Origin of the sequence: Paenibacillus foliorum, from assembly GCF_013141765.1 — a bacterium.
Lineage (GTDB): Bacteria > Bacillota > Bacilli > Paenibacillales > NBRC-103111 > Paenibacillus_S > Paenibacillus_S foliorum.
This window is the reverse complement of sequence record NZ_WHOD01000102.1, coordinates 69,485-95,870: the sequence shown is the minus strand read 5'-3', so window position 1 is coordinate 95,870 and position 26,386 is coordinate 69,485. Positions and strand designations below refer to the sequence as shown.

General features: G+C 46.4%; 16 protein-coding genes. All 16 read left to right on the top strand.

Features of this window, described 5'->3' with window-relative positions:
* The first annotated feature begins 30 nt into the window (after positions 1 to 30).
* The gene (locus GC093_RS27145) at positions 31 to 1,473 is read left to right on the top strand and encodes an S-layer homology domain-containing protein (RefSeq protein WP_171655057.1); all 1,443 of its coding nucleotides are present in this window, start codon (positions 31 to 33) and stop codon (positions 1,471 to 1,473) included.
* 209 nt (positions 1,474 to 1,682) lie between these two features.
* A complete protein-coding gene (locus GC093_RS27140) occupies positions 1,683 to 2,384 on the top strand; it encodes an ABC transporter ATP-binding protein (protein WP_171655056.1) in 702 nt (233 codons plus the stop codon).
* Positions 2,374 to 3,408, top strand: a complete 1,035-nt coding sequence (locus tag GC093_RS27135; RefSeq protein WP_246315423.1) for an efflux RND transporter periplasmic adaptor subunit — start codon at positions 2,374 to 2,376, stop codon at positions 3,406 to 3,408. The genes GC093_RS27140 and GC093_RS27135 overlap by 11 nt, the downstream gene beginning before the upstream one ends.
* Before the next feature lie 13 nt (positions 3,409 to 3,421).
* Positions 3,422 to 6,325 carry an ABC transporter permease gene (locus GC093_RS27130; protein ID WP_171655055.1) on the top strand — a complete coding sequence of 968 codons (2,904 nt, stop codon included), beginning with the start codon at positions 3,422 to 3,424 and terminating at the stop codon, positions 6,323 to 6,325.
* Position 6,326: 1 nt separating this feature from the next.
* Positions 6,327 to 7,226: an ABC transporter ATP-binding protein gene (locus GC093_RS27125; protein ID WP_171655054.1), complete on the top strand. Its 900-nt coding sequence runs from the start codon at positions 6,327 to 6,329 to the stop codon at positions 7,224 to 7,226.
* Between the two features lie 16 nt (positions 7,227 to 7,242).
* A complete protein-coding gene (locus GC093_RS27120) occupies positions 7,243 to 8,976 on the top strand; it encodes a glycoside hydrolase family protein (protein WP_171655053.1) in 1,734 nt (577 codons plus the stop codon).
* Between the two features lie 303 nt (positions 8,977 to 9,279).
* Positions 9,280 to 12,591: a hypothetical protein gene (locus GC093_RS27115; RefSeq protein WP_171655052.1), complete on the top strand. Its 3,312-nt coding sequence runs from the start codon at positions 9,280 to 9,282 to the stop codon at positions 12,589 to 12,591.
* A 172-nt stretch (positions 12,592 to 12,763) separates the two neighbouring features.
* Positions 12,764 to 14,062, top strand: a complete 1,299-nt coding sequence (locus GC093_RS27110) for a Gfo/Idh/MocA family protein (protein WP_171655051.1) — start codon at positions 12,764 to 12,766, stop codon at positions 14,060 to 14,062.
* Between the two features lie 25 nt (positions 14,063 to 14,087).
* Complete coding sequence (locus GC093_RS27105) at positions 14,088 to 16,085, top strand: alpha/beta hydrolase family protein (protein WP_171655050.1); 1,998 nt, start codon at positions 14,088 to 14,090, stop codon at positions 16,083 to 16,085.
* A 92-nt stretch (positions 16,086 to 16,177) separates the two neighbouring features.
* The gene (locus GC093_RS27100) at positions 16,178 to 16,849 is read left to right on the top strand and encodes an aspartate/glutamate racemase family protein (protein ID WP_171655049.1); all 672 of its coding nucleotides are present in this window, start codon (positions 16,178 to 16,180) and stop codon (positions 16,847 to 16,849) included.
* A 14-nt stretch (positions 16,850 to 16,863) separates the two neighbouring features.
* Positions 16,864 to 18,135 carry a ribulose-bisphosphate carboxylase large subunit family protein gene (locus tag GC093_RS27095; RefSeq protein ID WP_246315421.1) on the top strand — a complete coding sequence of 424 codons (1,272 nt, stop codon included), beginning with the start codon at positions 16,864 to 16,866 and terminating at the stop codon, positions 18,133 to 18,135.
* A gap of 121 nt (positions 18,136 to 18,256) precedes the next feature.
* The gene (locus tag GC093_RS27090) at positions 18,257 to 19,618 is read left to right on the top strand and encodes a four-carbon acid sugar kinase family protein (protein ID WP_171655047.1); all 1,362 of its coding nucleotides are present in this window, start codon (positions 18,257 to 18,259) and stop codon (positions 19,616 to 19,618) included.
* Between the two features lie 40 nt (positions 19,619 to 19,658).
* Positions 19,659 to 23,540, top strand: coding sequence for a hypothetical protein (locus GC093_RS27085; RefSeq protein WP_171655046.1), 3,882 nt, complete (start codon positions 19,659 to 19,661; stop codon positions 23,538 to 23,540).
* A 54-nt stretch (positions 23,541 to 23,594) separates the two neighbouring features.
* A complete protein-coding gene (locus tag GC093_RS27080; protein WP_171655045.1) occupies positions 23,595 to 24,752 on the top strand; it encodes an ABC transporter substrate-binding protein in 1,158 nt (385 codons plus the stop codon).
* A 22-nt stretch (positions 24,753 to 24,774) separates the two neighbouring features.
* Complete coding sequence (locus GC093_RS27075) at positions 24,775 to 25,935, top strand: CaiB/BaiF CoA transferase family protein (RefSeq protein WP_171655044.1); 1,161 nt, start codon at positions 24,775 to 24,777, stop codon at positions 25,933 to 25,935.
* Positions 25,932 to 26,381, top strand: coding sequence for a MaoC family dehydratase (locus GC093_RS27070; protein ID WP_171655043.1), 450 nt, complete (start codon positions 25,932 to 25,934; stop codon positions 26,379 to 26,381). Before GC093_RS27075 ends, GC093_RS27070 begins: the two co-directional genes overlap by 4 nt.
* Positions 26,382 to 26,386: the final 5 nt, after the last annotated feature.

Sequence of the window (26,386 nt, the reverse complement as noted above, 5' to 3'; positions counted from 1 at the left end):
AAAAAAAATTAGATTGGGAAGGTGAAAAGAATGAAAAAAATATTTTCGTCTTTATTGTGCTTTCTTCTATTAACACTGACTGTTCTACCGTTTGCCTTTGCAGCTACAACGGATACAGGAGCTCAGACTCCACCAGTAAAAAGTGTAGCTGATTTTAAAGATTTGAAGGATCTTCCGCAAGAAGAGAAAGCGAAGTTCGATGAATTGATTCGCGGAGGCGTGTTTAGCGGATTGTCGGATGATACGTTCGGTTTAGATGCCAAAATGGATCGGGCTCAATTTGCTAAGGTGGCAGCGATTATTTTCGCACTTCCTTTAGATAAGACACTCGCTAAAACATCCTTTACTGATGTTAACACCGATCATTGGTCCTTTATTTATGTTGAAGCCCTTAAGAAAGCAGGACTTACTAATGGATCCGATTCAGAAGGCAAGAATTATAATCCATCCGGTGTAGTATCACGTCAAGAGCTTGCTGCCTTCCTAATTCGTGGACTAGGTTTAGATGATGCTGCGAAAAAAGCTACTCCAGTGACAGATGCTACAGTAGACGATTGGGCTAAGGGTTATGTTTCGCTTACACTTGAGAAGAAAATCTTGGCGAAGCAGGATGATGGTACTTTTGGCGGCTCGGCATCTGCTACGCGCAAAATGCTGGCGAATGCTAGCTATGAGGCGAAGAAGATTTTTGGTCAGGCGGGGAAGACAGATCCGTCGACACCTACGACGCCAGCACCAGGAACACCAGCACCTACGACACCGGCGCCTACAACACCAACGCCAGGAACAACTGATCCTAAACCTGCTGATACAACAAAAGCAGGTACGGTTTCAGCTAATGGCAAGAAAGTTCTTATTACCAGTGATATAAGAGACACTAAAAATGGCAAATTAGCTGATGAGGAGAAACCTGTAATAAGCCGCTTAGAATCGCTTGGATTCGAAGTAACACGTATGGCCAGTACTAAACTCGATGGGGGTAGTGCAGAAGGCTACGATCTTGTTATTATCGGAACATCAACCAACGCTAAATATGTGAAGAAAAAATTAAAAACATCTACTGTACCTGTTATGTACATCAAATCCATATCGTTCGGTGATGCTGATTTTTCCACAGTTGCGGAAAAAACGAATATCGTCAAACAGACGGTTATGACTATCCAAAAGAGTGATCATCCATTGGCAGCGGGCTTAAAGGGTGACGTTGAAGTGTACTTTGAACCAACTCCCCTGTCATATGGTCTTCCAAGCAGTGACGGTATAATTATTGCTTCTTCTAAAGAAGACCCTTCCAAGGGCATTATTATCGGTTATGAGAAAGGCTCCAAAAATGTTCTGAACGAAACTATAAATGCACGTACCGTATTGTTTGGAGTTAGTAACATTGGAGATATGAAAAATTCTGCAACCGATCAATTCTGGAAGCTTTTTGATGCATCGGCATTGTGGATCATTCAACCACCTGCCAAGTAAAATAAACTAAAAAGCTTAAACGCCCTAGTTCTTGTTATAGAACTGGGGCGTTTTTGTCTCGAACGTTAATAATGAAGTAAACAACCTATAAAGATGAAATAAAAGCCCTAAACCATAAGAGCGTTTTCATAGTATGCTTAGATTCATATAATTATCCAGAGGTAACGAAGTAAGTTTTGCTATCGCAAAACTCTTAGGAGTGTGAAATCTTGAAGAATGAGAACCAGTCACTGCCCAATGAACCGCTTATCAGGGCTGTGGGAATTACTAGAGTGTTCGGACGAGGTACAGCTGCTGTTCATGCCCTGAAAGGAGCCGACCTCTCGATTTCGACGAATCGGCTTGTTGCCTTAAAAGGGAGATCGGGCTCAGGGAAAACGACGCTGCTCAACATCATGGGCGCTCTTGATAAGCCTACGGAAGGCAAAGTTTTTTTCAAGCAAGATGAAATAAGCAATTATTCAGAAAAAAAACGCAATGAGCTAAGGCGTGTACATATGGGACTGATTTTTCAATCCTTTGCCTTGGTACCATTGATGACGGCTTACGAGAATGTGGAGTTCGGTTTACGAATAGCTGGTATTAAACCAGCACTTCATAAGGAATATGCGGAGAGGGCGTTGGATTTAGTTGGTCTGAAGTCCAGAATGAAGCATCATCCATTTGAGATGTCTGGGGGCGAACAGCAGCGGGTAGCCATTGCAAGAGCAATAGCCCATAGGCCCTCTTTAATATTGGCGGACGAGCCTACTGCTGAGCTCGATAGCAAAATGGGCATGCAAGTTATGAAAGTGTTCAAGGAACTTGTTCATCGAGAAGGGATGACCATTATGCTAACAACACATGATCCTGCGATTATGAGTGTAGTCGATCAGGTATACGCATTGGAGGATGGCCAAATTGTCGAGTAAGCTTACGAGCAAGCTGCTTCTATTTGCTGCAGTGGGCATCATCACCGGTACTCTATCCGGGTGTTCCTTATTACCGGTTGAAGAAGAAGATCTGCAGCCGCCACTTGTGCAGCCAGTTAAGGAAACATTGAATGTCATAGAAGCTAAGCGATCTACAATAGCCAAGCAAATTACTGGAGTTGCCACCTTCGTATCAGATAAGACCAACTATATGTACTTTAAAACTTCCGCAGGCAAGCTGATCTCTATCGATGTCAAGCTAGGAGATAAGGTGAAGGCTGGAGATGTAGTTGCATCAACAGAAACAAGTGAGCTGGAAACGAAAATACGAATGCAGGAAATTGCGATAGAAAAGGTCAAAATTTCGTTTATGCAAGAAATTGCTGGCAAAGGTGCGGATGATCCGGCGGTTCGCTTGAAAATACTCGATATGGAGAGTGCTCAAATCCAATTGCAAGCGCTACATACCCAAGTGGCTAATTCGAGGCTAGTGGCCTTAGCCGATGGAATCGTGACATTCGTTGACCCAATTAAACCAGGAGAAGATGTTGCTGCTTATAAACAATTGGTAACGCTCTCTGATCCTAGCCAAATAAAGCTTGTATATACCGCCTCTAGCCAGAATGACTTGGTAGGTGTGGAAATTAATATGGACGTCGCTGTGAAAATTAAGGATAAAATGTATGGAGGGAAGGTCGTTCAAACGCCAATGTCCGTACCGCCTAGCGACAATAAAACGGTGCAGGATAAAAACAACAAATCCCTAGTCATTGATGTTCAGGGTTTACCTCCTGAAGCAAGCATTGGTACTCAGGCAGATATCACGGTAGTTACCGAAAAACGCGATAATGTAGTTGTCATCCCTAGGGCTGGGCTGCGCAGTTATATGGGACGTGACTATGTGCAGGTGCTTGATGGGGAAAGCCGCAAAGAGATTGATGTAGAGAAAGGAATAGTTGCAGCAACCGAAGTGGAAATACGTAAGGGTATAAGCGATGGGCAGAAAATAATTATGAACAACTAGGAGGCTTAAGACATTGGCATTATTTATCATGATCCTGCGCAAGATGATCAAAAATAAATGGCTGGAGCTTAGCCTTCTGTTCGGTCTAGTCCTCTCCGTTGCATTGACGAGCAGTATGCCTATTTATACCAATGCTATTTTGCAAAGATTGCTGGTACAAGAGCTTCAGCAGCTGCAGACAAGCAGCAGTCAATATCCGGGTATTTATTGGTTGTCAGTCAATCTAAATCCGGACGATAAAGATAAGAAAACCAAAGTTTCCGAAACGGATGAATTTCTGAGAAAGACAGGGAACCGATTCGGTATTCCAGTCCAATTCTACGTCAGAGAAAGATCAACCCAACGATACGGCTTGATTCCTGCTGAGCCTGATAAGGTGGATACCAATAGACAGAGGTCTGCGGATATTACAGCTTTAGAAGGCTTCGAGGATCATATTCGCCTCATTGATGGTCGTATGCCTGCCAAATCTCCGGTTAATGGGGTATATGAAGCACTTGTTGTCCCTGAGGCTCTGACAGAGCTAGGCATGGTCATTGATACGGTATTCGTCATTCGAGATGAGAACCAAAAAGAGGCCATTTCAATTAAACCAGTAGGTGTATTTGATCGCAACGATTACACGGATATTTACTGGTATAACATTCCAAGCAGCTATAAGAACAGCTTTTTGATTGATTTTGCATTGTTTGAAAAGGAGTTTATCAATGAAGCAAAGCTAAATGTCCAATCAAGCTATTGGTATCTTGCGCTTGATTATTCCAAAATGACTCTAATGACTATAAACTCGTTCATTTCTTCACACTTCATGATCGATACACATATGGATGAGCGCTATGAAAACCACAATTACAATGCTCCAGCCTTGCAAACGCTGGGCGCGTATTATGTAAAAGAAGCAAATCTGAAGATCATGCTTTGGTCGTTGAATGTGCCTGTAGTATTGATGCTTGGCTTTTATTTGTACATGGTAGCGAATCTAATCACGGAGCGGCAGAAGACAGAAATCGCTGTTTTACGAAGCCGGGGCGCGAGCCGATTGCAAATTATTTTGGGTTATGTGGCAGAGGGCTTGGTCCTTGGTGCGATTGCCTTCTTTATAGGCCCATACTTAGGTATGCATTTAACAAGCGTACTAGGTGCTTCCAGCGGATTTCTTGAGTTTGTACAGCGTGCGAAGCTGGATGTGTCCCTGAATCGTGACGCCTTCCTATATGCCTTGATAGCCGTTGCGAGCTCTTTGGTGATGACACTGATTCCCGTATTTCTAGCGACCAAGGTTACTATAATCGGGCATAAGCAGCAGTCAGCCAGGCAGGCCCCAAGCTCCTTCTGGCATAAATATTTTATAGACGTTATTCTAGTCGGGATATCCATGTACGGGCTGTATAACTATAAAACTCGAATTAAAGACTTGCTTTCACTTGGTTTAAAATCTGGAGATTTGCGGGTAGACCCGCTGCTGTTTCTTATCCCTGCACTATTTATTTTGGGAATGGGTTTACTTGTACTTCGCTTATACCCATTATTCATGAGATTGGTTTATCAAACGGGAAGACGCTGGTGGTCTCCTGCCTTATATTTCACCCTAATTCAGGTTAGCCGTTCTACTATCCAGTACCAATTTATAATGGTGTTTTTAATTATTACGATTGCAACAGGATTATTTAGTGCTAGTGCCACTCGTACGATCAACAAAAATACGAGTGATAAAATCCGATATTCGGCAGGTGCCGATATTACGATGCAAATTCGTTGGGAGAATGATGCTCCACCAGCTATTTTAACCGGATTAACGGGGGATGATGGGCTGGAGGTTCAGGAAGAATCGGTCGATCCAACCGCGGTTAAGCATAAAACACAGTATACAGAGCCATCCTTTCTCCCGTTCACACAGCTTCCTGGGGTGGAGCATGCAGCCAAGGTTTTTATTAAAAAAGACGCGTCCTTTAAAAAGGGGAAGACTGAAGCAGCGGTACAGCTAATGGGGATTGAAACAAAGGAGTTCGGACAGACGGGCTGGATGCGAGCCGGGTTACTGGGGCATCATTTTTATGATTATTTAAATTTGATTGCGCCTAATCCTTCAGCTGTTTTAATTTCGAGGTCGATGGCAGATGAGTACAGCTTGAAGTCAGGAGACACGATTACTCTTGGCTGGTCCGGTATTGAAGGAACCCGATTTACTGTATTTGGAATCATTGATTACTGGCCGTCATGGAACCCGAATCCAGGTGTAAACGATAATGTGACGGTTAACTCCAAGCAGGGAACAAGCACAAAGGTAAAGAAACCGATGCTTGTTGTAGGGCATCTGCCGTACATACAAAACAATATGGCACTAGAGCCTTATGAGGTGTGGCTGAAGCTGAAGCCGGATGCAAGCAGTCAATTGGTCTATAAAACAGTTACTGAGCGCGGTTATGACATTGAATCCTTACGAGATGCGAAACAAGAGCAGATTAAAGCGGTCAAAGACCCATTTCAAATGGCTATTAACGGTGTCATGACGCTTGGATTTCTAATATCTGTCTTTATATGCTTTTTTGGATTTCTCTTGTATTGGATTTTGTCGCTGTCGGCTCGGACTCTTCAGTTTGGGATCTTACGTGCAATGGGAATTTCTTTCTTCCAACTGCTTCTTATGCTGATAGGTGAGCAGGTGTTAATTTCTGGAGCGGCCATATTTATCGGAATTGGGACAGGGAGTATCACGAGTCAATTGTTTGTACCCTTATTTGAAATGTCTTTCGATCCGAAAACGCAGGTTCCTCCATTCAAGGTTACTTTTGATCCTCGGGATCAGGAGCGGCTGTACTGGATCGTCACAACGATGATTACAATTGGGGTATTCACTCTCGGGTATATCGTATCGAAAATCCGAATTCATCAGGCAGTCAAGCTCGGGGAGGATTAAGATGATCCATTGCGACAATTTAGTTAAAATTTATAAAATCGCAGATTTGGAGGTTGTTGCCCTTCAAGGCTTGGATTTGCACGTGGAAACCGGTGAGTTGATGGCCATTATCGGCAATAGCGGCAGTGGGAAATCAACCCTGCTTAATATGCTGGGAGGGCTCGATCGACCTTCGGCTGGAAAGCTAACCGTGGATGGTAAAGATTTGCTTAATCTTTCGGAAAAAGAATTAGTTAAATACAAGCGAGAAACCGTCGGCTTCGTATGGCAAAATAACGGGCGAAATTTAATTCCCTATTTGACAGCCTTGGAAAATGTGGAGTTGCCTATTTTGCTTCAAGGCCAGCGTAAACGGGAACGAGCCATGGAACTGCTGGATGCAGTAGGGCTAAGCCACCGATTGAAGAATCGTCTCAATCAACTGTCAGGGGGTGAGCAGCAGCGTGTGGCGATAGCGATAGCACTGGCCAACCATCCCAAGCTTCTGCTTGCAGACGAACCTACAGGCTCTGTGGATACGAAGATGGCGAATCAAATTCTCGATCTGTTCCGTCAGTTGACGAAAAATTTAGGCATTACAATTGTGATCGTTACGCATGACCCGCTGCTTGCCAAAAAAGTGGATCGTGTAGTGGCAATTAGAGATGGCAAAACATCCTCAGAAATTTTGCGACGCAAATCTTACGATCAGCAATTACTGGAAATGGACACGGCTGCCGAAGAGCCGGAACAGGATCAGGATTCCCATGTGGAATATGCCGTCATTGACCAAGCGGGAAGGCTTCAAATACCTGCCAATTATTTGGAAACCATTGGGTTAAGGGATTCAAACAAAATTCAAGTTACGTTGGAGGATGGCAAGATTGTACTGCTGCCTCCTGCGGAACAGGATATTAAATAAAAGGAGATCACAGACTATGAATGAAAATAACAGGAAACAAATTCCGGATACCCTCCTTCTGGAGGAGAGAGCCAGACATGTACTGGATGCCATCATTGGCATGGCTGATGAGGATCATGGGTATATTCCATTTTTTGGTGCGAATTTAATGGAGCAGCCCGCGTTCCTTACACATGGAGATTGGGATTATGGCTCCAGCCACGGTCGGTTAATTGATGCGCTTATTTTGGCAAGACATATGACTGGAGAAGAAAAGGGCCGTGATATAGAATCAAAATATCGGGAGAATTTTCTCGGTTTCTTTAAGGAAGACGGTCTCAGCTACCGTTTGAAAAATCCGAAGGCACCATGGGAGCCTACAGCTAATTTAATTGACCAACGTGCAGTAATTCTTGCATTAACCTCGTGGTATATGTCGACTGGAGACCGCAAGATTAAGCAGGTTGCGGATAAGCATGTGGCAGCTTTGAAAAGAATCGCGATTAAAGAGCGGGATGTATGGTATTATCCTGCCTCTGAATATACGGTAAATGGTTGGCCTTCCGCCAATGCCGTTCAACTGAGGCTTGCTCCAGACCCTGCAGCCTTTTCTGGTCGACTTATTATGCCGCTTTTAAAATATTATGAGCTAACAGGCAATTCGGATGCACTTGAATTATGTCAATATTTCACATCCATGATTATTAATCGCAGTGGTGTGTTCAACCCGGACGGCAGCTTTAACGATGCCCTTGCCTACCGTAGCGGACACTTTCACACACGAATAGGGACGCTTGATGCTCTAGCTCGTTATGCGATGTTTACAAAGGATGCATCCATCATTCATTTTGTTAAAAAGAGCTATGATTGGGCATTGACCTGGTGCACCTCGTTCGGTTGGACCCCTGGAGATATTCACGACCAGGCGTTTGAGCATGAGACCTGCTCACTGGTAGATCTTATATCTACGGGCATCACCTTAGCCCAAAGTGGCTACACCGAATACTGGGGCATTGTGGAACGGTTCCTGCGCAACCATTTGACCGAATCGCAGCTGCTGAATTTGGATTGGGTTGTCGATTCGGATAGCAAGGAACAGGATGATGTCGGGTTGAAATCATTTTTCAAGGTTGCTGAGCGGACACGCGGAGCATTCGCCGGTTATTCCGCACCTAATGATTTTTGCTGCGATTCGAACGGTGGACGCGGGCATACAAGTGACTTGCAAACCTGCTGCATCGGATCAGGCACACGCGGTCTCTTCATGGGCTGGAGCAATACGATTACGGAAGAGAACGGAACTGTCAGCGTGAATTTCTTACTGAATCGCGGTTCTCGCTGGCTTGATGTGAGCAGCCACCTGCCACATGAAGGGCGCATAGAGCTGGATATTCACCGTAATGTGCCAAGGCTGCTAGTTCGTATACCGGAGTGGGCGGGCTACGCCAAGGTAATGGTTCGTCGTGAGCAAGGGGATACAGTGATTACTCAAGCGGGAAGTGACCCGAGCATTTGGGTGAAGCAGCGTTTTCTTGTATTGGGAGAAGCGCGCGAGGGAGAGAAGATTACGATCACCTTCCCGCTTAGCCAGCGCCAAACAGTTGAAAAGGCAGTAGGCGAGGAATTCATAACGAAGTGGCGCGGTGACGATGTGATTCATTTGAGTCCGGCGGGGATGCATCATCCGTTTTATAATAATCGTCAAATATTTGATAAAGCTCCTCTAAGGGATGGACAATACCGTAGGTTGGATAAAGAATTTTATTGGTAATAGGTTCGGAGCGGCTGTCGATTCCGATATGTAAGATAGACAGCCGTTCACACAAACTGACAATAAGATGCATTATATTTGGAATAAAGTATATTGAAGAAAAAATATGCCTATAAAATAGGGTTAAATCCCCTATATCTTGTTCACGTTTTCGTAATATTTTAGATATACAAAGATGAAGTGAATGAAAGATGAGGAGTGGATACTAGGGAGAGTGAACCAAAGTTAAAGGGATGGTGGGTCAGTTTTGAGTAATGTAAAGATTGTATGCGTAAATAATCCATTAAAAAGAAGGTGTGCCAAATGAAGAAATATGTATCAATTCTATTATCCTTTATGTTATTGTCCATGATGCTGGTTCCATTCGCTCAAGCTGAAGAGGCTGAGGAAGGCACGGCAGTTGAAGCTGTAAGTACAGAAGTAGTCGTGGATCAGCCTGCTAAGGCTGTGGAAGCTTCAAGCACAGAAGTAGTTGTGGACCAGCCTCCTAAAGCTGAGGGAGCTGACAAACCGGTTGTTGTAGAACCGAGTGCAGCGCCGATTGAACCGGTAAAGGAGATCAAAACAGCTGAAGCGTATGATGATTTGAAAGTATTCCCTAAAGATGTACAAGAGCAATATAATGTTCTTATCCGTTCCGGGGCGCTTGTGGCTGAAGGAGATAAGTGGTTTGGAGTCAATAGCGCAATTACACGAGAAGAATTCGTCAAGGTTGCCAAGACTGTTTTAACTTTACCAGAGGGTAAAGCGCTTACACAACCTGCTTATGTGGAAGGGTTCTCATCTTTGGGCCTTACTAACTCTTCAGGCGGTGTTGTTGATTATGATAAATCGGTATCGCGTGAGGATCTAGCGAGATATTTAGTATATGCGATTGGTAAAGTAGCTGATGTGAGAAACGTAACACCTACTGTAGACGTGAGCTTTATGAATGAAGATAAAGTTAATAGAGCGTTTGCCAGATTTGTAACTTTGGCGCTGCAGCTTGGAATGGTGAAGAATCTGGAAGATGTTCACTATAATGGTGACAGTAAGGCAACAAAAAGAATGCTTGTAGAAGGTATGTACGTTGCGAAGAAGCTGTACGATGAAATTACGGATGATTCAAAATTATCGATCACAGAAGCTAAAGTTGTTGGTGCTAAGAAGATAGGTGTCACTCTTAGCAAGATGCTGGATACGTTTAAAACCCAGAGTATTAAACTAGTTGTTAAAGATAATAACAGCGAATTACCTGGAAAGCTGGAGTGGTCCGCAGATAATAAGAACGTTACGATTGTATTGGACTCAAAGCTTAGAAAAGGGAACTACTCAGTCGAATTATCAGGCTTAAATGAAGCTATGCTGGATAAAAAGACAGCCGAATTTAAGGCAGAGGATGAGCAGATCAAGAAATTGGATTTCGTCAATGCTTCTGAAACGCTGCCACGGGGCAAGGTTGTTATTGAATTTAAACAACTTAATCAGTACGGCGAACAAACGGATGCATCTACTGGCCGGTTCCAAATTTCGGCTGGTTCAAAAAGAAGTCCGCAAAATGTGCATGGTAAGCAAGCATTTAGACTGGATTTAACCGAGGAAAAAAGAGACAACCGGATTTTTATCTCCATATTTGATAAAGAAAATAATCTTAACTTAAGTAAGTCGTTTATAGTAGGTGACCGTGTTATTGTCTCCAAGATTGAGTTGGGGAAGGTAATGTATAAGGAAAAGACAGATTATATAAGGCCTGGAAACATTGTATACTTATCATTCAATGCTTACGATCAGTATGGAAACCGTATGGATAATGAAGAGGATCTAAAAGAGGGCATCGTAAAAATTTATGATGGAGATCGAATATTCGATGAAGACAAAACAAATATTTTCTTTGATTATGATGACGATGGTAACCTTGATCTTGAACTTAAGGCGTCTGTTGATTTTAAACAAGATACGTCATCAATCTTAAAGCTGATGGCCGTAGGTTCTGGTCAGATAGCGTCACAAGACTTTACTCTCACAACACCTAAAGTTCCGGCAAGTATTGCTTTTAAAGAATATTCGACGGTGTTAGCCGAAGGAGATAAGGAGAAACTAATTGAGTTAGAGATAAGAGATGCGGAAGGGTTCGAACTTACTGCTGAGGAAAGGGTTGAGCTTTTCAAAGCTGGGGGCATAAAGGTGAGGAGCAGCGGCCGTATAACCTTGGGTTCCACTATAGGAGGAGAATCAGGTCCTATTGAGATAGGAGGGTCCAATCCTGGAAATATTCGAATTATGGAGGTAACTGGTGAAGGAAAAGCGACTATTGAAGCTACCTTGACGGATATTAACAAAACAGCAAGCGTTGAATATGCGCTTATGAAAAAACGCGAGCCGATCCTTCTCGAAAAAAGAGAGTTTGAACCAGCGTTTACGGGAACAATCATTCAAACTACTAGTACATCTCCAGCATTTACTGTTAAAGATCAATACAATGAAGAATATAATATGGCAGACGATCAATATCAAATACTCTATACATTGAAAAAATTATCGGGTGATGCAGGAGCATTTACAGGTATCTTCAATAACAATGCGAAACAAGCACTGAATGATGCCACACCTACTCTTAGAGTTAAGGCTTCCGACGGTAATACTAGATCAGTTAAATTAACCGCTACTGCCCAAAAGCTAGGCAGCTACCAGTTGACGGGCTCCCTTATCAAGGTTATACCGGACTCGAGCCAAACCGATATTACCAAATGGGCAATTGAAAAGGAAGTGAATTCACTATCAACTAAGGTTCAATCCTATACTGCCACAGAACTCGATGAAGATTTGACCTACTATCTGGATACGGAAAGAAATTTATTTGCTGTTGGAACATACTTGATAAATCAAGGTATAATCAAAGGAAAGACGCCTAGTATAAAGAAAGAAAAGGCCGATGCAGCAGATACTGAATACATTTTTAAAAATAATGATCCTCTAACTAAACCATTGAACATAAAAGCAAATAATAAAGACGGAGTTGAGACAGCAACTGTTGGAGTGTCTATTGCAAGCATCCAGATTGCTGACCCTTCTATTGTTGCAGCTAATAAAAATATTCTGCCAACTAAATTAGTCGGTGTAAATACTGGAAAAACAGCAGCTACTATTGTTATAAATACCCCGAAGGGTCAAAGGGTACTGAATGAAACATTCACCACTTTCAGCTCGACATTAACGCTACTTGCTGGGAATCCATTGAAGTTTAATAAATCAAATGCCCAAACTGCTAAGGTTGCTAATATTAATGGGCAATACATTTGGCACACTGATCTTATTGGGAAAATAACTGTACTCGATGAAAACAATGTAGGTTTTTTTAACGAGGCAAAAGGGACTGGTAGTTCTTTTACTAATGTCCAAGGACTCACTCCGTTCTTAGGAGCATTTTCAACACAGATTAAGCTTGCAGATGTTACTTATACGGCAGGTACTGCAGATGCTAACAAGGATATATTTTATATGACGGATGATTATAAGCTTGTTTTCCTTCCTAAGAGCGGTGTCTATAAATTGGATAGAATCAATGTGAAAAGCTTTAAAATTGTAATGTCTGCTTTTAATAAAAAGGCGGAAGTTATCTTTACTATTACAAATTAATCTTAGTTGTACTATTCATTGTAAAAATACCCCTGTCGGATCTTGGCGACAGGGGTATTTTTGCATAAAGTATCAAAGGAATCGGTAGAATCAACCTATAATCAGATCGTATTTACTAATTCCCCAAATCCAACCTCTTTGTATACTTAATATAAGATTGGAGGGCTGCCCTTTGGCTAGAAAAAAATACGTTGTATGTGGAGTCAGCACTAGGGCCAACGGCATGTTTATCAAGCCGATGCTCGAAACATTCCAGACTCATTGTGAGGTTGTCGGGCTGTTGGATGCAGATCCAGGCAGATTTGCGAATTGCTTCAGAAAATTCCCGCCATTAAATGGGTTACCTGTATATATGCCGGATCAATTCGAACAGATGATCCGGGAGACGAAGCCGGATGTTGTTATCGTGGCTGGGGCGGATCATACCCATGCCGATTATATCGTACAAGCGCTTGAGCACAATCTGGATGTTATATCGGAAAAGCCAATGGTAACGACAGGGGCTGATTGCAAAAGAGTGCTGGATGCGCAGAACAACAGCAGCGGTACATTATATGTGGCATTTAACTACCGTTATGCACCGGTACACACGAGGATTAAGGAGTTGATTCTTGAAGGTAGAATCGGAAGGGTTACTTCGGTTGATTTAAACTGGTATCTAGATACTTACCATGGTGCGAGTTATTTCAAGAGATGGAATCGTAAAAGAAGTCATTCTGGAGGCTTATCCGTTCATAAAAGCACTCATCATATTGATCTTGTTAATTGGTGGATCGATCAAAAGCCAGTAGAAGCGTTCGCATACGGTGCGCTGAATTACTTCGGCTCGGAGGGCGAGCTGAATCCAGCCAAGGAAGATGGCAGATATTGCGGGACCTGTCGGGTGAAGCAGGATTGCAGCTATTTCATGAGATGGTCTACAAGAAGCAAAGAAACAGCGCCTGAGGACGATCATTTGACGGGAATAGAGGTCAAGCCTAGCGCATACACCGGTTATAGAGCGGATTCCTGTATTTTTGATTCGGAGATCGATATCGAAGATACTTACTCGGCTGTAGTGAAATATGATAAAGGTGCGATGATGACTTACTCCGTTAATTTTTCTTTACCTTATGAAGGCTATAGGCTGGCGATTAACGGTACTAAGGGGAGAATTGAAACTAAGGAAGTATTGTCCAAACGAATTTCTCAGCATGTCACTGATCAAACGATAGATTATTTTCCTTTATTCGGGGGTAAGGAAACGATCCATGTGGTACCGCGTGCTGGAGGGCATGGGGGTGGAGACCCACTTCTGCTGGAGGATTTGTTCCTTGGAGCGGACCCAAGACGAGCCTATAGCATCTTAGCAGGTGCTGAAGCCGGCGCACGTTCTGTATTGACTGGTGAGGCAATCTGGAAGTCAGTAGAGAGCAACCAACCTATTCGTATCCATGACTTATTGATTTCAGCGAAAGCAAACAGGGTTTAATGAATTTAAGGGGGAAACTGATAGAGTGTACGATAAATTTGAAAATGTAGGTATTGCCCACTTTGACGTAAAAAGTCAACTACCAAGGTGGGTCTATGAATTGGCAATGCAGGCAGCGAAGAAAGGCGAGCAGGCTCGATCGACTATTAAAGATATTAAAGCTCTCAAACAGAGACAGCAGGAAATTCGTGAAGGAATTGAAAGCTGTATCGGAGGGATGCCGTCTTCGAGCACGCCTATGAACCCTGTTATAACGGGAACGGTAATAGGAAACGGCTTTCGCGTAGAGAAGATTATTTTTGAGCCGAGACCGCAGGTTTACGCAACTGGCAATCTTTACTTGCCTGACGGAATGAGTGAGCCCCGTGGAGCCGTTCTGCTATTGTGCGGACACAGGGAGCAGGCAAAGCATTGTGATGAGTATCAAACTGCCTGCCACTATTTGGTGAACAGCGGGTTAATCGTCATGTCACTGGACCCGTTAGGACAAGGAGAACGGTTCGGATTTTATGATCCGGCTACCAAGGAAGCTCCTATGACAAGCGTTACTGAGCATGAGAATGTAGGCCGTCAATGTATGCCTGTTGGAGACAGTTTGGCCAGATATATGCTGCATGATGCAGTACGGGCTATTGACTATTTGTGCACGCGTCCCGAGGTAGACCCTCTTAAAATTGGGGTAACAGGCCATTCCGGTGGAGGGACTCAAACTGCGCTGGTTATGATGTATGATCAACGAATTGCTGCAGCAGCGCCAGGCGGCTTTATTATGAATCGTCCTTATTTCCTAATGACAGGAAAAGCTCAGGATGCCGAGCAGAAATGGGCAGGCTTCTCCGCGTTAGGCTTTGATCATGAAGATATCTTACTTGCTATGGCTCCTCGTGCTGTGCGAGTTCTAGCAACCACGTACGATTCTGTTCCTATCGAAGCTCCAAGGCATAATGTGTCCGTAAACCGCAGGTTTTGGGAGATGTACGGCCAAGGGGATGCATTGGACATATTCGAGGATGAAAATGTTCATCGCTTTTCTGTGCCATTAGCCCGCGCCGCTGCTGAGTTTTTTGCCAAGCATTTGCTCGGCTGCACGGAAGCTCCGAAGGTTAAGGACTCGGATATTAAGCTGATTCCAGCCGAACAGCTTAAGTGTACTATAAGCGGTCAGGTCGTTGGAGAATACCCTGATGCCAAAAACACGCATAGGGAAAATATAGATCGACTGGTCGAGTATGAACAGCTGCGCAAGGGACTGCCCGAAGCTGAGCGCAAGAGCAAAGCGATCGAATGGCTGCGCAGTCGCGTCATTGGAAATAGGCAAGAATGCGAATTGAATCCTCGCCCGTCTGGTGGAGGGGAAATCAATGACCTATGGATTATACGCAATATTTGGTGGAGTCAGCCGGGTCTATTGAATCATTGCTTGCAATTCGTTGATTCGAAGCTATGGGGACAAAAGCTTCCAGTGACGATAGCGGTGTGGGACGGAGGCTCCAGCCAGCTTGAGGTTCATTCCAAATGGATCGAGAAAACCTGCGCAGCCGGACGGATAGCTATGGTTCTTAATCCCACAGGAATAGGGCCGTTGCTTCCGCACCTAAATTCACCTACCGATAAACCGTTTAAGCGGTTTGGCATTATGGATCGGCATACAGATGAGCTAATGTGGCTTGATGATAGTATGGCTGCAGTGAGAACGTACGATGTGCTGCGTGCGATTGAATTGGCATCGACACTGAAAACTATCGATGCATCGGATATCAAGCTATACGGCAGCGGAAGGTATGGAATATATGCCGAATTGGCAGCGCTGCTAGATGATCGTGTCAAACACATTCAATTGGAAAATCGCATGAACAGTATAGGCGAGTGGATACGCGAGCCGTTTTATGATGAGACGGATTCCTTAAGCTTTATAATTCCGGGTATGCTTCGGTATATGGATATTCCGGATGCCGACAAGTGGCTGGCAGAGAAAGGCAAGATTCATGAAACCATAACTATTCATAGCGATTATGTGAGCTAAGTCAGTATGGGAAGGTCAGAGGATGCTGCTTCACACTTAGGTTACAGAAGAAAACCGCGTAACGGCGGAACTTTATACGAGGGGGAAAACATATGTCTACTGTAGTTGCCATTTATACAGGTCAAGGTCTTTCCGAACGGATTCAACCGTTGTTTCGGGAGGAGCTACCAGGAACTCGTCTTGTTAGTATTACTGATGACAGCTTGATAGCTGATGTGATCGGAGCTGGCAAGGTTACACCAGAAGTAACTCGTCGTTTGATTCAATACTATCGACATGCCGAAGAGATCGGGGCCGACGCTATTCTCAATACATGCTCTTCAGTAGGTGAAGTGGCTGATTGGGCGATGCCTATGTTCAGAACGCCGATCATCAAAATTGATGAGGCTATGGCACAGCTTGCCACCCAAAGGTTTGACCGAATAGGTGTTTTGGCAACATTGCCCACAACACTGGAGCCGACCCGCAGACTACTGCATAAAGAGGCAGCACAGCAGGGGCGAAACGTGCAAATTTTGGATGCTTTGGCGGCAGGAGCTTATCAAGCATTGGTGGCCGGTCGCCCTGAGGAGCATGACCGACTTATTACCGAAGCCGCTAAATCCATTGCTGATCAAGCAGACGTGCTTGTGCTTGCGCAAGGGTCTATGGTGCGAATGGAGGAAGTATTAAAGCAGGCGACAGGACTTCCCGTATATTCAAGCCCCCGACTGGGCGTCATTGCCGTCAAGGATAATTTGGAGAAAAGAAAAGCTAATTCTTAACATAGGTCTGAGTAATGGAGATGAATTTGGAAATGAAGGCACACATAGTTGCTACCTATTGGCTGGAAACCCCTTTCTCATTGGAGAAAGCAAGTGAAATTATTATAAGCGAGCAATCAACGGGAACCTTTATGCCACTTCCGAATGAAACGGAGAGCTTAAAGCAGCGCCATCGGGCAACCGTTCTATCCATCGAGCCTCAGGATGTATCCCCCTTTCCGGCGCTGCCTGGAGCGAGAGTTCCGGTAGGCAATAAGGGAGAATATCAGCGCGGTATTGTAAAAATAGCTTTTCCTTATGACAATATCGGTCCTTCTATACCGAATGTCATGGCAACAGTGGCGGGTAACCTGTTCGAGCTGGAGGAACTGTCGGGTATCCGGCTGCTTGATTTGGAGTTTCCTCCTCAGTTTCTGGAACGTTACGAGGGTCCACGGTTCGGTATTGTCGGCACCCGCGAGCTGACGGGAGTTTATAACCGTCCGATTATAGGGACAATCATCAAACCGAATATTGGATTAAGCACGGAGGAACTGAGACTTATTGTGCGAGAGCTGGCGTCATCGGGCATCGATTTTATTAAGGATGACGAGGTGAACGGAAATGCTCCTTATGCTCCTTTAGCCGAACGGGTTAAGGCGGCGATGGAGGAAATAGAACGAGCCGCAGATCGTACAGGTAAAAAAACGATGTACGCGTTCAACATTACCGATGATATCGACATGATGCTGCGCCATCTGGATACGGTCGTCAAGCATGGCGGCAATTGTGTAATGATTAGCATCAATAGTATTGGCTTTGCCGGGTTGGCTCATTTGAGGAAGCAGGCACCTGTCTGCATTCACGGACACCGCAATCAATGGGGCATGATGTCGCGTTACCCGTATTTGGGCATGTCTTTCAACGCTTATCAGAAGCTGTGCCGTATAAGCGGAGTCGATCATATGCATGTCAACGGGCTTAATAATAAGTTTCATGAGAGCAATGCTTCCGTTATTTCGGGTGTACAGGAATGCTTGACACCGATCTTTAGCAGCTCGGATACCGTAGTACCTGTCTTATCGTCCAAGCAGTGGGCGGGAGCTGCACCGGAAACATATAAGACGCTGCAAACGATGGATTTAATGAACATTGCAGGAGGGGGCATCCACGGTCATCCGGGTGGGGCTGGAGCGGGCTTTAGAAGCTTGGTTCAAGGCTGGGATGCGGCTATGGCAGGTATCCCACTGAAGGAGCACGCCCTTACCCATGTTGAATTAAAGCAGGCGCTGGAAACGTTCAGTTGATAATCGTTTCCAGCAGCCTGCGGGCTGGAGTTAGTAAAGTGTTAGGCTTTGAACTAAACGGTGAATATCAGTTAATTAGAAGCCAACAGTCTGCAGCTTGTGTAATGGAGGTATAAGTCCTATGAGGATTTGTTATTACGGTGATGATTTCACCGGCTCGACGGATGTATTGGAGGCGCTTACGGTTGGAGGCCTCCGTATGATCCTCTTCATGGATGTACCTGATGCAGCCATGTGGAATGAAAAATTTAGTGGTTATGACGGCTTTGGGGTTGCTGGCGTCAGCCGGACCTTCGGTTCTGTTGAGATGGAGCGGGAGCTGCGTCCGAAGCTTCAAGCGATCCATCAATTTCAAGCCTCTATCACTCACTATAAAGTGTGCTCGACCTTTGATTCATCCCCTGACACCGGGAGCATCGGCAAGGTAATTGAAATAGGCTCAGAGCTGTTCACTGAACAGCGCTATGTTCCGGTAGTGGCAGGTTGTCCGCTATTGAAGCGTTATACGGTGTTCGGTAATCATTTTACAGGGCTTGGGGACGGTACTATCAGACTAGACCGGCATCCCAACATGAGCAGTCACCCGATTACTCCGATGAATGAGGCGGATCTGCGGCTGCATCTTGCCGAGCAAACCGGCCTTTCCATCGGATTAATAGATATTCTTGATTTGGGACTGGACCCAGCAGAGCTGCAAAAGCGCTATGAGGAACAGCTGGATAATAAGTCTGACATTGTGCTGTTCGACGTAGTGACAGAGGAGCACCTGGTCAAAATCGGCAGACTGCTGACTCTTGAAAGTGAGCGGACCCCTATGTTTGCAGTAGGCTCATCTGGCTTGGAGTATGCGCTTGTCGCTTACTGGCGGCACATGGATATACTGCCGAAGGAGCCAACACGCCAGACTGCGGAGCCAGTTGATCGCATGCTTGTCATATCTGGCAGCTGCTCCCCAGTAACGGAAGCTCAAATCACTTGGGCGATGAAGCATGGCTATGAGGCGATTCGCATTCCTGTCACATTCTTGCTTGATGAAGCAGCAAATGAATTGGCGCTGCTGTGCGAGCAGGCGGAGAATCTGCTGCGTGAAGGCAGACATGTGATCTTATATACCGCCTTGGGTCCTCAGGATACATCGATACAAGAGGTAAGGCAGCATTTAAAGGCGGGGGAGCAAAGTACAGCGGCCAGCGGCCAGCTAATAGGCATGCAGCTAGGCGAGCTCGCCAAAAGACTGGTTTTGTCTACAGGTATAAAACGTGTCATTTTTGCGGGTGGAGATACATCGGGCTTTGCTCTAAGCCAACTGGACAGCTACGCTTTGGAATTGGTTGCGCCAATCGTTCCCGGTGGGCCTTTGTGTAAAATGTTTTCAAGGGATGAGCGGCTGAACGGCTTGGAAATCGTATTGAAAGGCGGGCAGGTTGGGCCGCCACAGTTTTTCGAACAGGTACGAACAGGATGCAAGGAGCTGGAAGCATAGTTCAATCAGCGAAATTGGATGAGGGAGGCAGGACTGACAGATGAACAACCTTCAATTGAAACAAAACTTTGCCCAGGCGAATCCTCGCTTTGGACCGGTCCCCTTCTGGTGGTGGAGTGCCGAAGAGGTGACAGCTGAGCGGGTACGTTGGCAAATGAAAAAGTTCCGTGATGGCGGTCTTCGCAATATTGGCATTATCAATCTAGCTCCCACCGGCCCACAGTACGGTTCTGTGAGTGATAGCCCTGTGTATGCCAGCGAGGATTGGTGGAGCATGTTCGAGGTGGCTTTACGCGAAGCCGAGCGGCTTGGCATGCATCTGTGGTTCTATGACCAAATCGGATTTTCTGGATCGAATATGCCCGCTCGTATCGTCACGGAGTCGCCGGATATGGCTGGTTATCAGCTGCGCCGATTTTTGTTAGAGGAAGAGCTGCCTGAGTCCTCTAAGGTACTTTTTGAAACAGGCGAATATAGATATGTCTCCGTACGACAGGGATTCAATTGGCTGGACCCTCGTGCTACAGCGCAACTGCTCAATCGGGTTCACGGAGAGATGGAGCGACGCTTTCCCCATGATCTGGGCAAAACAATAGCGGGCAGCTTCCAGGACGAGCTTCCGCCTCTTCCGTTGTGGACCCCCGAGCTGTCGGTGCTTTACAAAGAAAGATTTAATGAAGAACTCGCTCCGCATGTGCCAGCCTTGTTCGAGGCGCTGCCAGGCTGCGAGCAGGTACGGCGTCGCGTATATCGACTCGCGGCTGAGCTTGCCGAGCAGTCCTTCTTTATACCACTTGGAGAATGGCATCGCCAACGCGGAATGCTTATTTGCTGCGATCAGGCTGGTCCGGCAAGAAGAGCCGACCCGAATGGGGCACAGCGTATTTATTTGGATTATTTTCGCACGCACCGCTGGTATAATGCACCTGGAAGCGATATGGACGGGGAGATCAAGCCTCATTCCTCGATGGTGCATCTGCACGGAGGTTCAAGGGTATTTATGGAAGCGTTCCATTCGAGCGGCTGGGGGGGCACGCTGGAGGAGACGATGCATTGGCTGCTTCCGTGGCTTCAGGCGGGCGCTACTGTGTATAGTCCACATTCAATCTACTTCAGCACACGTGGAGGCTGGTGGGAATGGGCGCCGCCTGATACCGGCTGGAGGCAGCCGTATTTCGAGCATTACCCAGTTTTCGCTGATACCATCAGCCGTATCTGCTATTTGCTGAGCGAGGGCACTCATGTGTGCGATGTCGCAGTGCATTACCCATCTTATGCCGTGTGCGGCTATTTGTCTTTATCCGATGGAAAAGTCAATGAGCATCCGATGGGAGTGTCGAACCGTGAATCACATGAGCGGGTAACTCAGATTCAGAACGTATATCACGAGATTACGGGCAGCTGGAATCGCCGTTCCCAGAATCAGGTGGGCGTATTGCGTAAGGCTCAGCTGGATTACGATATTGCTGACGATAGTGCTTTGCACAAGTCGATTCCTCAGGGAGCTAAGCTGCGGATTGCGGAGGAGAGCTTCTCGGTCCTGGTGCTGTGCGGAACAACCGTTATGGATGAAGAAGCCAGAGTCAAGGTAGAGGCTTGGCTTAAGCAGGGCGGCTTAGTTGTGGCTGTTGATGTTCCGGAGGCGGAGCGGGATTTGGCCGGAGCCGTCTACGTGGAGGATGCTCAGGAAGCGTCGGCGCTTATCGAAGCCCGGATCTCAAAGCGTGTAGAGGGGCCGGGCGAAGCATTATGCCGCAAAACGGATGAGGCGGATATTTTCCTGCTGCTCCCGGGGAACGGAGATTTACTGTCAATGCATCAGCCGGCAACTCCGGAAACGAAGGAAGCTGCCGCAGCCATATACCGGTTGAAAACGAATCGAGTTCCTCAATACTGGGACCCTGTTCAAGGAACGGCAGCTCCTATAGCTTTTACTCGGGATGGCGATTGGATTGAGGTTACGGTTCCGTTTGCTTCCTGGCCCGCGGCTTTACTTGTATGCGTGGAAGAATCTGAGACAGCCACATTGGTAATGGAGGAGTCGGAGTCGAGAGTGAACGAGGATCTGGAGCATCAGTCTGAGCTGTTTCCTGCGCAGATTAGCACATCTGAACTCTCCTGCAAATCGACACAGCTGGATTCGAACGATTGGCAAATTCGCACCGAGTCAACGCTGGATAACCGATATGGAGACTTCGATCTGCATGATGGCTTCGGTGAATATGTACAGGTGGAACGGCGCGAGATGCGTGTTAAGCTGGAAACCGGGCAAGCTGACGGAGAGGTAGCAGGATGGCATCAAGCGGGATTAGACGAAACAGATTGGCTGACCCGGCTATGGAGCGAGTCTGCTTACTGGCTCATATGCCCGGGAGAACAATTCGAAGAGCACCAGGCGGTTCGTCAAGTATACAGCAATGTGTTTGGAGATATGGCAATGCGTTCCTGGGCCGGAAGAATGGGCCGTGTCCCACGCCGCTTTCTTAATCTTGGAAAGGTTGAAAAGCATGCAGCGGTTTGGGCAAAAACCAGTATAATCGCACCGGCTGATGGGCGCTACTGGATCAGGACGGAGAGTAACTCCAACATAACCGGACACATTAACGGCAAGGAGATTGCATTGCATGGTGGGCCGGAGGAGCAGACCGCGTGGATAGAGCTGAGAGAAGGCAGCAATGAGCTGCTGTTAAAGGCTGTAGCTATTAAAAACGGGCTCATACGGGCGGGTATCGAGGTGAACAGTGAAGCACGTCCATCGCTTCCGAAATGGCTGCTTACACAGAACCCGAATCCGCAATCCAGCTTAACCCAGTATATCGATAGCTCCCCTGAGCAGTCTTTCCGTCGAGTTCGTATAGTCTTCGCCGCCCGTGGGCGTGCGGAGCTGTATGTGAACGGGGTCAAGGTAACGGAGCACGGGGACTTTAATCCCTATATCCGTCAGGGGCAGGAGGAAGTGGATATAACAGATATGTGGCGCAGCGGTGCTAATGAAATCAAGTTCACTTTACCGGAAGGAAAAGGAGAGGTATTCGCTGACGGACTCATCGAGCTGAACAATGGAGAAAGCATTTCCTTCTGCACGGGCGAGGATTGGTCGGATGAGCAGGGGGCTGCTCCAGGCATTCATCATTTCTCGGTCCTCCAGTTTGCTGAGACGGAATCGCTATGGATCTCCCCAAGACCGCATCCGCTGTCTTCGGTCGGCTGGCTGATGCCAGAGTCCGTTCCCGAGCCTAAGCCACTCGCCTTCTCCATTCTTCCAGACTTGCTAGGCAAGCCTGTCTGGTTGCGCTTCCCACTTCCGGTGGGAGCGTGCAAAATGCACATTCTCGCAGCCGGGGAGACGCAAGTCTGGATCAACGGCGTCGAGGCTGCTGCAACGGGTGGCAGCTTCGAGTTTGAGCCTCAGCTTGCCGGCACCTTAGCAGCGGTGAGAATAACGCCGCATGGCTCACATTCGGAAGCGGCTGTACTGCTGGCACCAATCCGCTTCGAGACGGTTCCCGCGCTCGGCTCGTTGGGTGACTGGAGAAGTGCGCTTTGCTTGGCGCATCATAGCGGTGTCGTCGAATACGAAAAGTACGTCGACTTGTCTTCTTTGGCAGCAGGCTGCGAGCTCGATTTAGGTCATCTGCGAGGTACAGCAGAAGCTTGGATAGACGGTGAGCCGCTAGGTGTAAGGCTCTGGAAGCCATATCGGTTCGCGCTTCCGAGCTTGGCGGAAGGCAGTCATCGGCTGCGAATCCGGGTTACGAATACATTAGGCACTTATTATGAAACTGGCCGTCCTACAAGTCTCGTTGGCGGCAATCCGGATATTACGTATTGGAACAAGGATCGTCAGGAGCAGGAGCAGGACTGGCAGCAATGGTTCCCAAGTGGCGGCTTATACGGTCCGGTCCGTATTTCTGGCGTATAGGGCAATGGCACGAATTCACATGAATAGTATCCCTATAAGGGGAGGAGGCTTGAAATGAGCATTTTACTTCGCGGTATCACATGGAACCACACTCGGGGATATCTTCCCATGGTAGCAACCTCACAGCGTTACTCGGAGGTATTTCCTGAGGTAACGATTCAGTGGGACAAACGATCCTTACAGGAGTTTGCAGATCTGCCTATTCAAGCTCTAATCGATGAGTATGATCTACTGGTCATAGATCACCCATGGGCAGGATATGCCGCAGATTCAGGGGTGCTTCTACCGTTAAATGAATATTTAAAGGTAGATTATTTGCAGGATCAGGCCGCTCATACAGTGGGTCAGTCTCATGCGAGCTATCAGTTCGCTGGCAGTCAAACAGCACTCGCCATTGACGCTGCAACCCCAGTTGCCTCATGGAGAGAAGATCTTTTGCAGCAGAAAGGGCTGGAGGTTCCTGTGAATTGGGAGCAGCTGCTTGAACTAGCGGGCAAAGGAGTTGTTGCTTTTCCAGCTATTCCGATAGATAGTTTAATGAATTTTTATATGTTTTGCTTAGCTAACGGGGAAGAACCTTTTATAGGGAAAGAAGCGGTTGTATCGGTCGAGGTTGGGCATGCTGCACTGGAAGCGCTTCGGGAGCTGGCCTCCCTTTGCTCAGCTGATATTTTTAAATGGAACCCGATTGCCGTATATGAAGCGATGGCACAGCAGGAGAAAGTGGTCTATTGTCCTTTTGCCTACGGTTATTCCAACTACGCACGTGCAGGCTATGGGAAGCATAGACTCTCCTTTGGCGGTTTGGTTTCCTATAAGGAATATGGCATGTTACGCTCAACACTTGGGGGTACCGGTATCGCAGTGTCGGCTTCATGCAAAAATAAGTCAGAGGCACTTGGCTATGCTCAGTTTGCAGCTTCATCAGAAATTCAGAGAACTCTGTATATGGCTAGCGGAGGCCAACCAGGGCATAGAAAAGCTTGGACAGATGAAGAAAATAACAGGCAGTCAGCACAATATTTCTCGAATACACTTTCTACTCTGGACCATGCCTATGTAAGACCGCGATATAATGGGTATTTACATTTCCAAGATCATGCCGGGGACTATGTTCGCGACTACATGATGCATGGTGGAGATCATAAGCTTATTTTAGAGCAGATGAACCGATTATACCGGGAGTCTTTGCAATTGAAAGGGACCAAATAGACTACTTAAAGGAGCGACACCTATGACAGCAGCGGGCTTCAGACCGTTAGAGGGCTTGCTTGTGCTTGATTTTGCCCAGTTTTTATCCGGACCTTCTGCGGCATTAAGGCTGGCGGACCTCGGAGCAAGAGTCATCAAAGTAGAACGACCAGATGGCGGCGATTTGTGCCGGAGCTTATATATTTCAAACATGGAGTTGGATGGGGACAGCACGTTGTTCCACTCCATCAACCGGAATAAAGAGAGCATTTCAGCTAATTTAAAAAATCCTGAGGATCTCAAGCTCATCCGAGCGCTTATCGAAAAAGCCGACGTGATGATTCAGAATTTTCGTCCCGGTGTGATCGAAAGGATGGGGCTGCATTATGAAGCAGTACGAGAATGGAATCCGCGCTTGGTCTATGGGGAAATTACCGGATACGGAAAGACAGGTCCATGGAATGGCAAACCCGGACAGGATTTATTGGTCCAATCGCTTTCAGGCCTTACTTGGCTTAATGGGGATGCGGATCAGCCGCCTGTTCCATTTGGTTTATCCATTGCGGATATGTTCGCGGGTGCTCATTTAGTACAAGGAATTCTTGCATGTCTAGTACGGCGCGGGGTGAAGGGGATAGGCGGGCATGTAGAGGTAAGCCTGCTGGAATCCATTCTGGATTTTCAATTCGAGGTGCTCACCACTCACATGAACGATGGCGGCAAATTGCCTGAGCGAAGCTCCGTTAACAATGCTAACGCTTATTTAGGGGCGCCTTATGGGATTTATCAAACCGCGGATGGTTATCTTGCTTTAGCTATGGGCTCCGTCATTAAGCTGGGACAATTGCTGGAATGCACAGCGTTGGAATCGTTTCATGAGCCTGCCACATGGTTCTCTCGCAGAGATGAAATCAAGGCTATTCTAAGAGATCATTTGAAAAGCCAGTCGTCGGCCTATTGGATAGCTCGCTTAGAACCAGCAGATTATTGGTGTGCTGAAGTTTTGGACTGGAAACAGCTTTTGGAGCACGAGGCATTCCGGGCATTGAACATGACGCAGCAAACGATGAATGGGAATGGAGCTTCATTGACAACGACCCGCTGTCCGATTCGCATTGATGGAGGCCTGCTTACCTCAACTATGGGAGCGCCAAAAATCGGAGAGCACAATGATAAAATCAAAGCGGAGGTATTAAACGTATGATACGATCGCTTTTTTTTGAGCAATATGAGCTTGGGTCTGCACGGGATTCTTTCGGCCGAACCATAACAGAAACGGATATCGTTATGCACGCGGGACAGACGGGTGACTTTTATCCGCATCATATGGATGCAGAATGGTGTAAGGAGCAGGATTTTGGCCAGCGTATTGCTCATGGCACATTGATTTTTAGCGTAGCTGTTGGTATGACCGCGACAGAGGTGAATCCCGAAGCCTTTTCCTATGGTTATGATCGATTAAGATTTGTAAAGCCTGTCTTTATCGGTGATACGATTAAAGTTCGTGCGAGTATCCATGAAAAGAAGGATCATCCTAAGCGTCTGGAATTCGGTATCGTTAGTGAACGCTGTGAAGTATTTAACCAACTTGGTGAAACGGTATTGGTTTGCGATCATTTATTAATGGTAAGAAAACAACAGCAGTCCTAAATGTT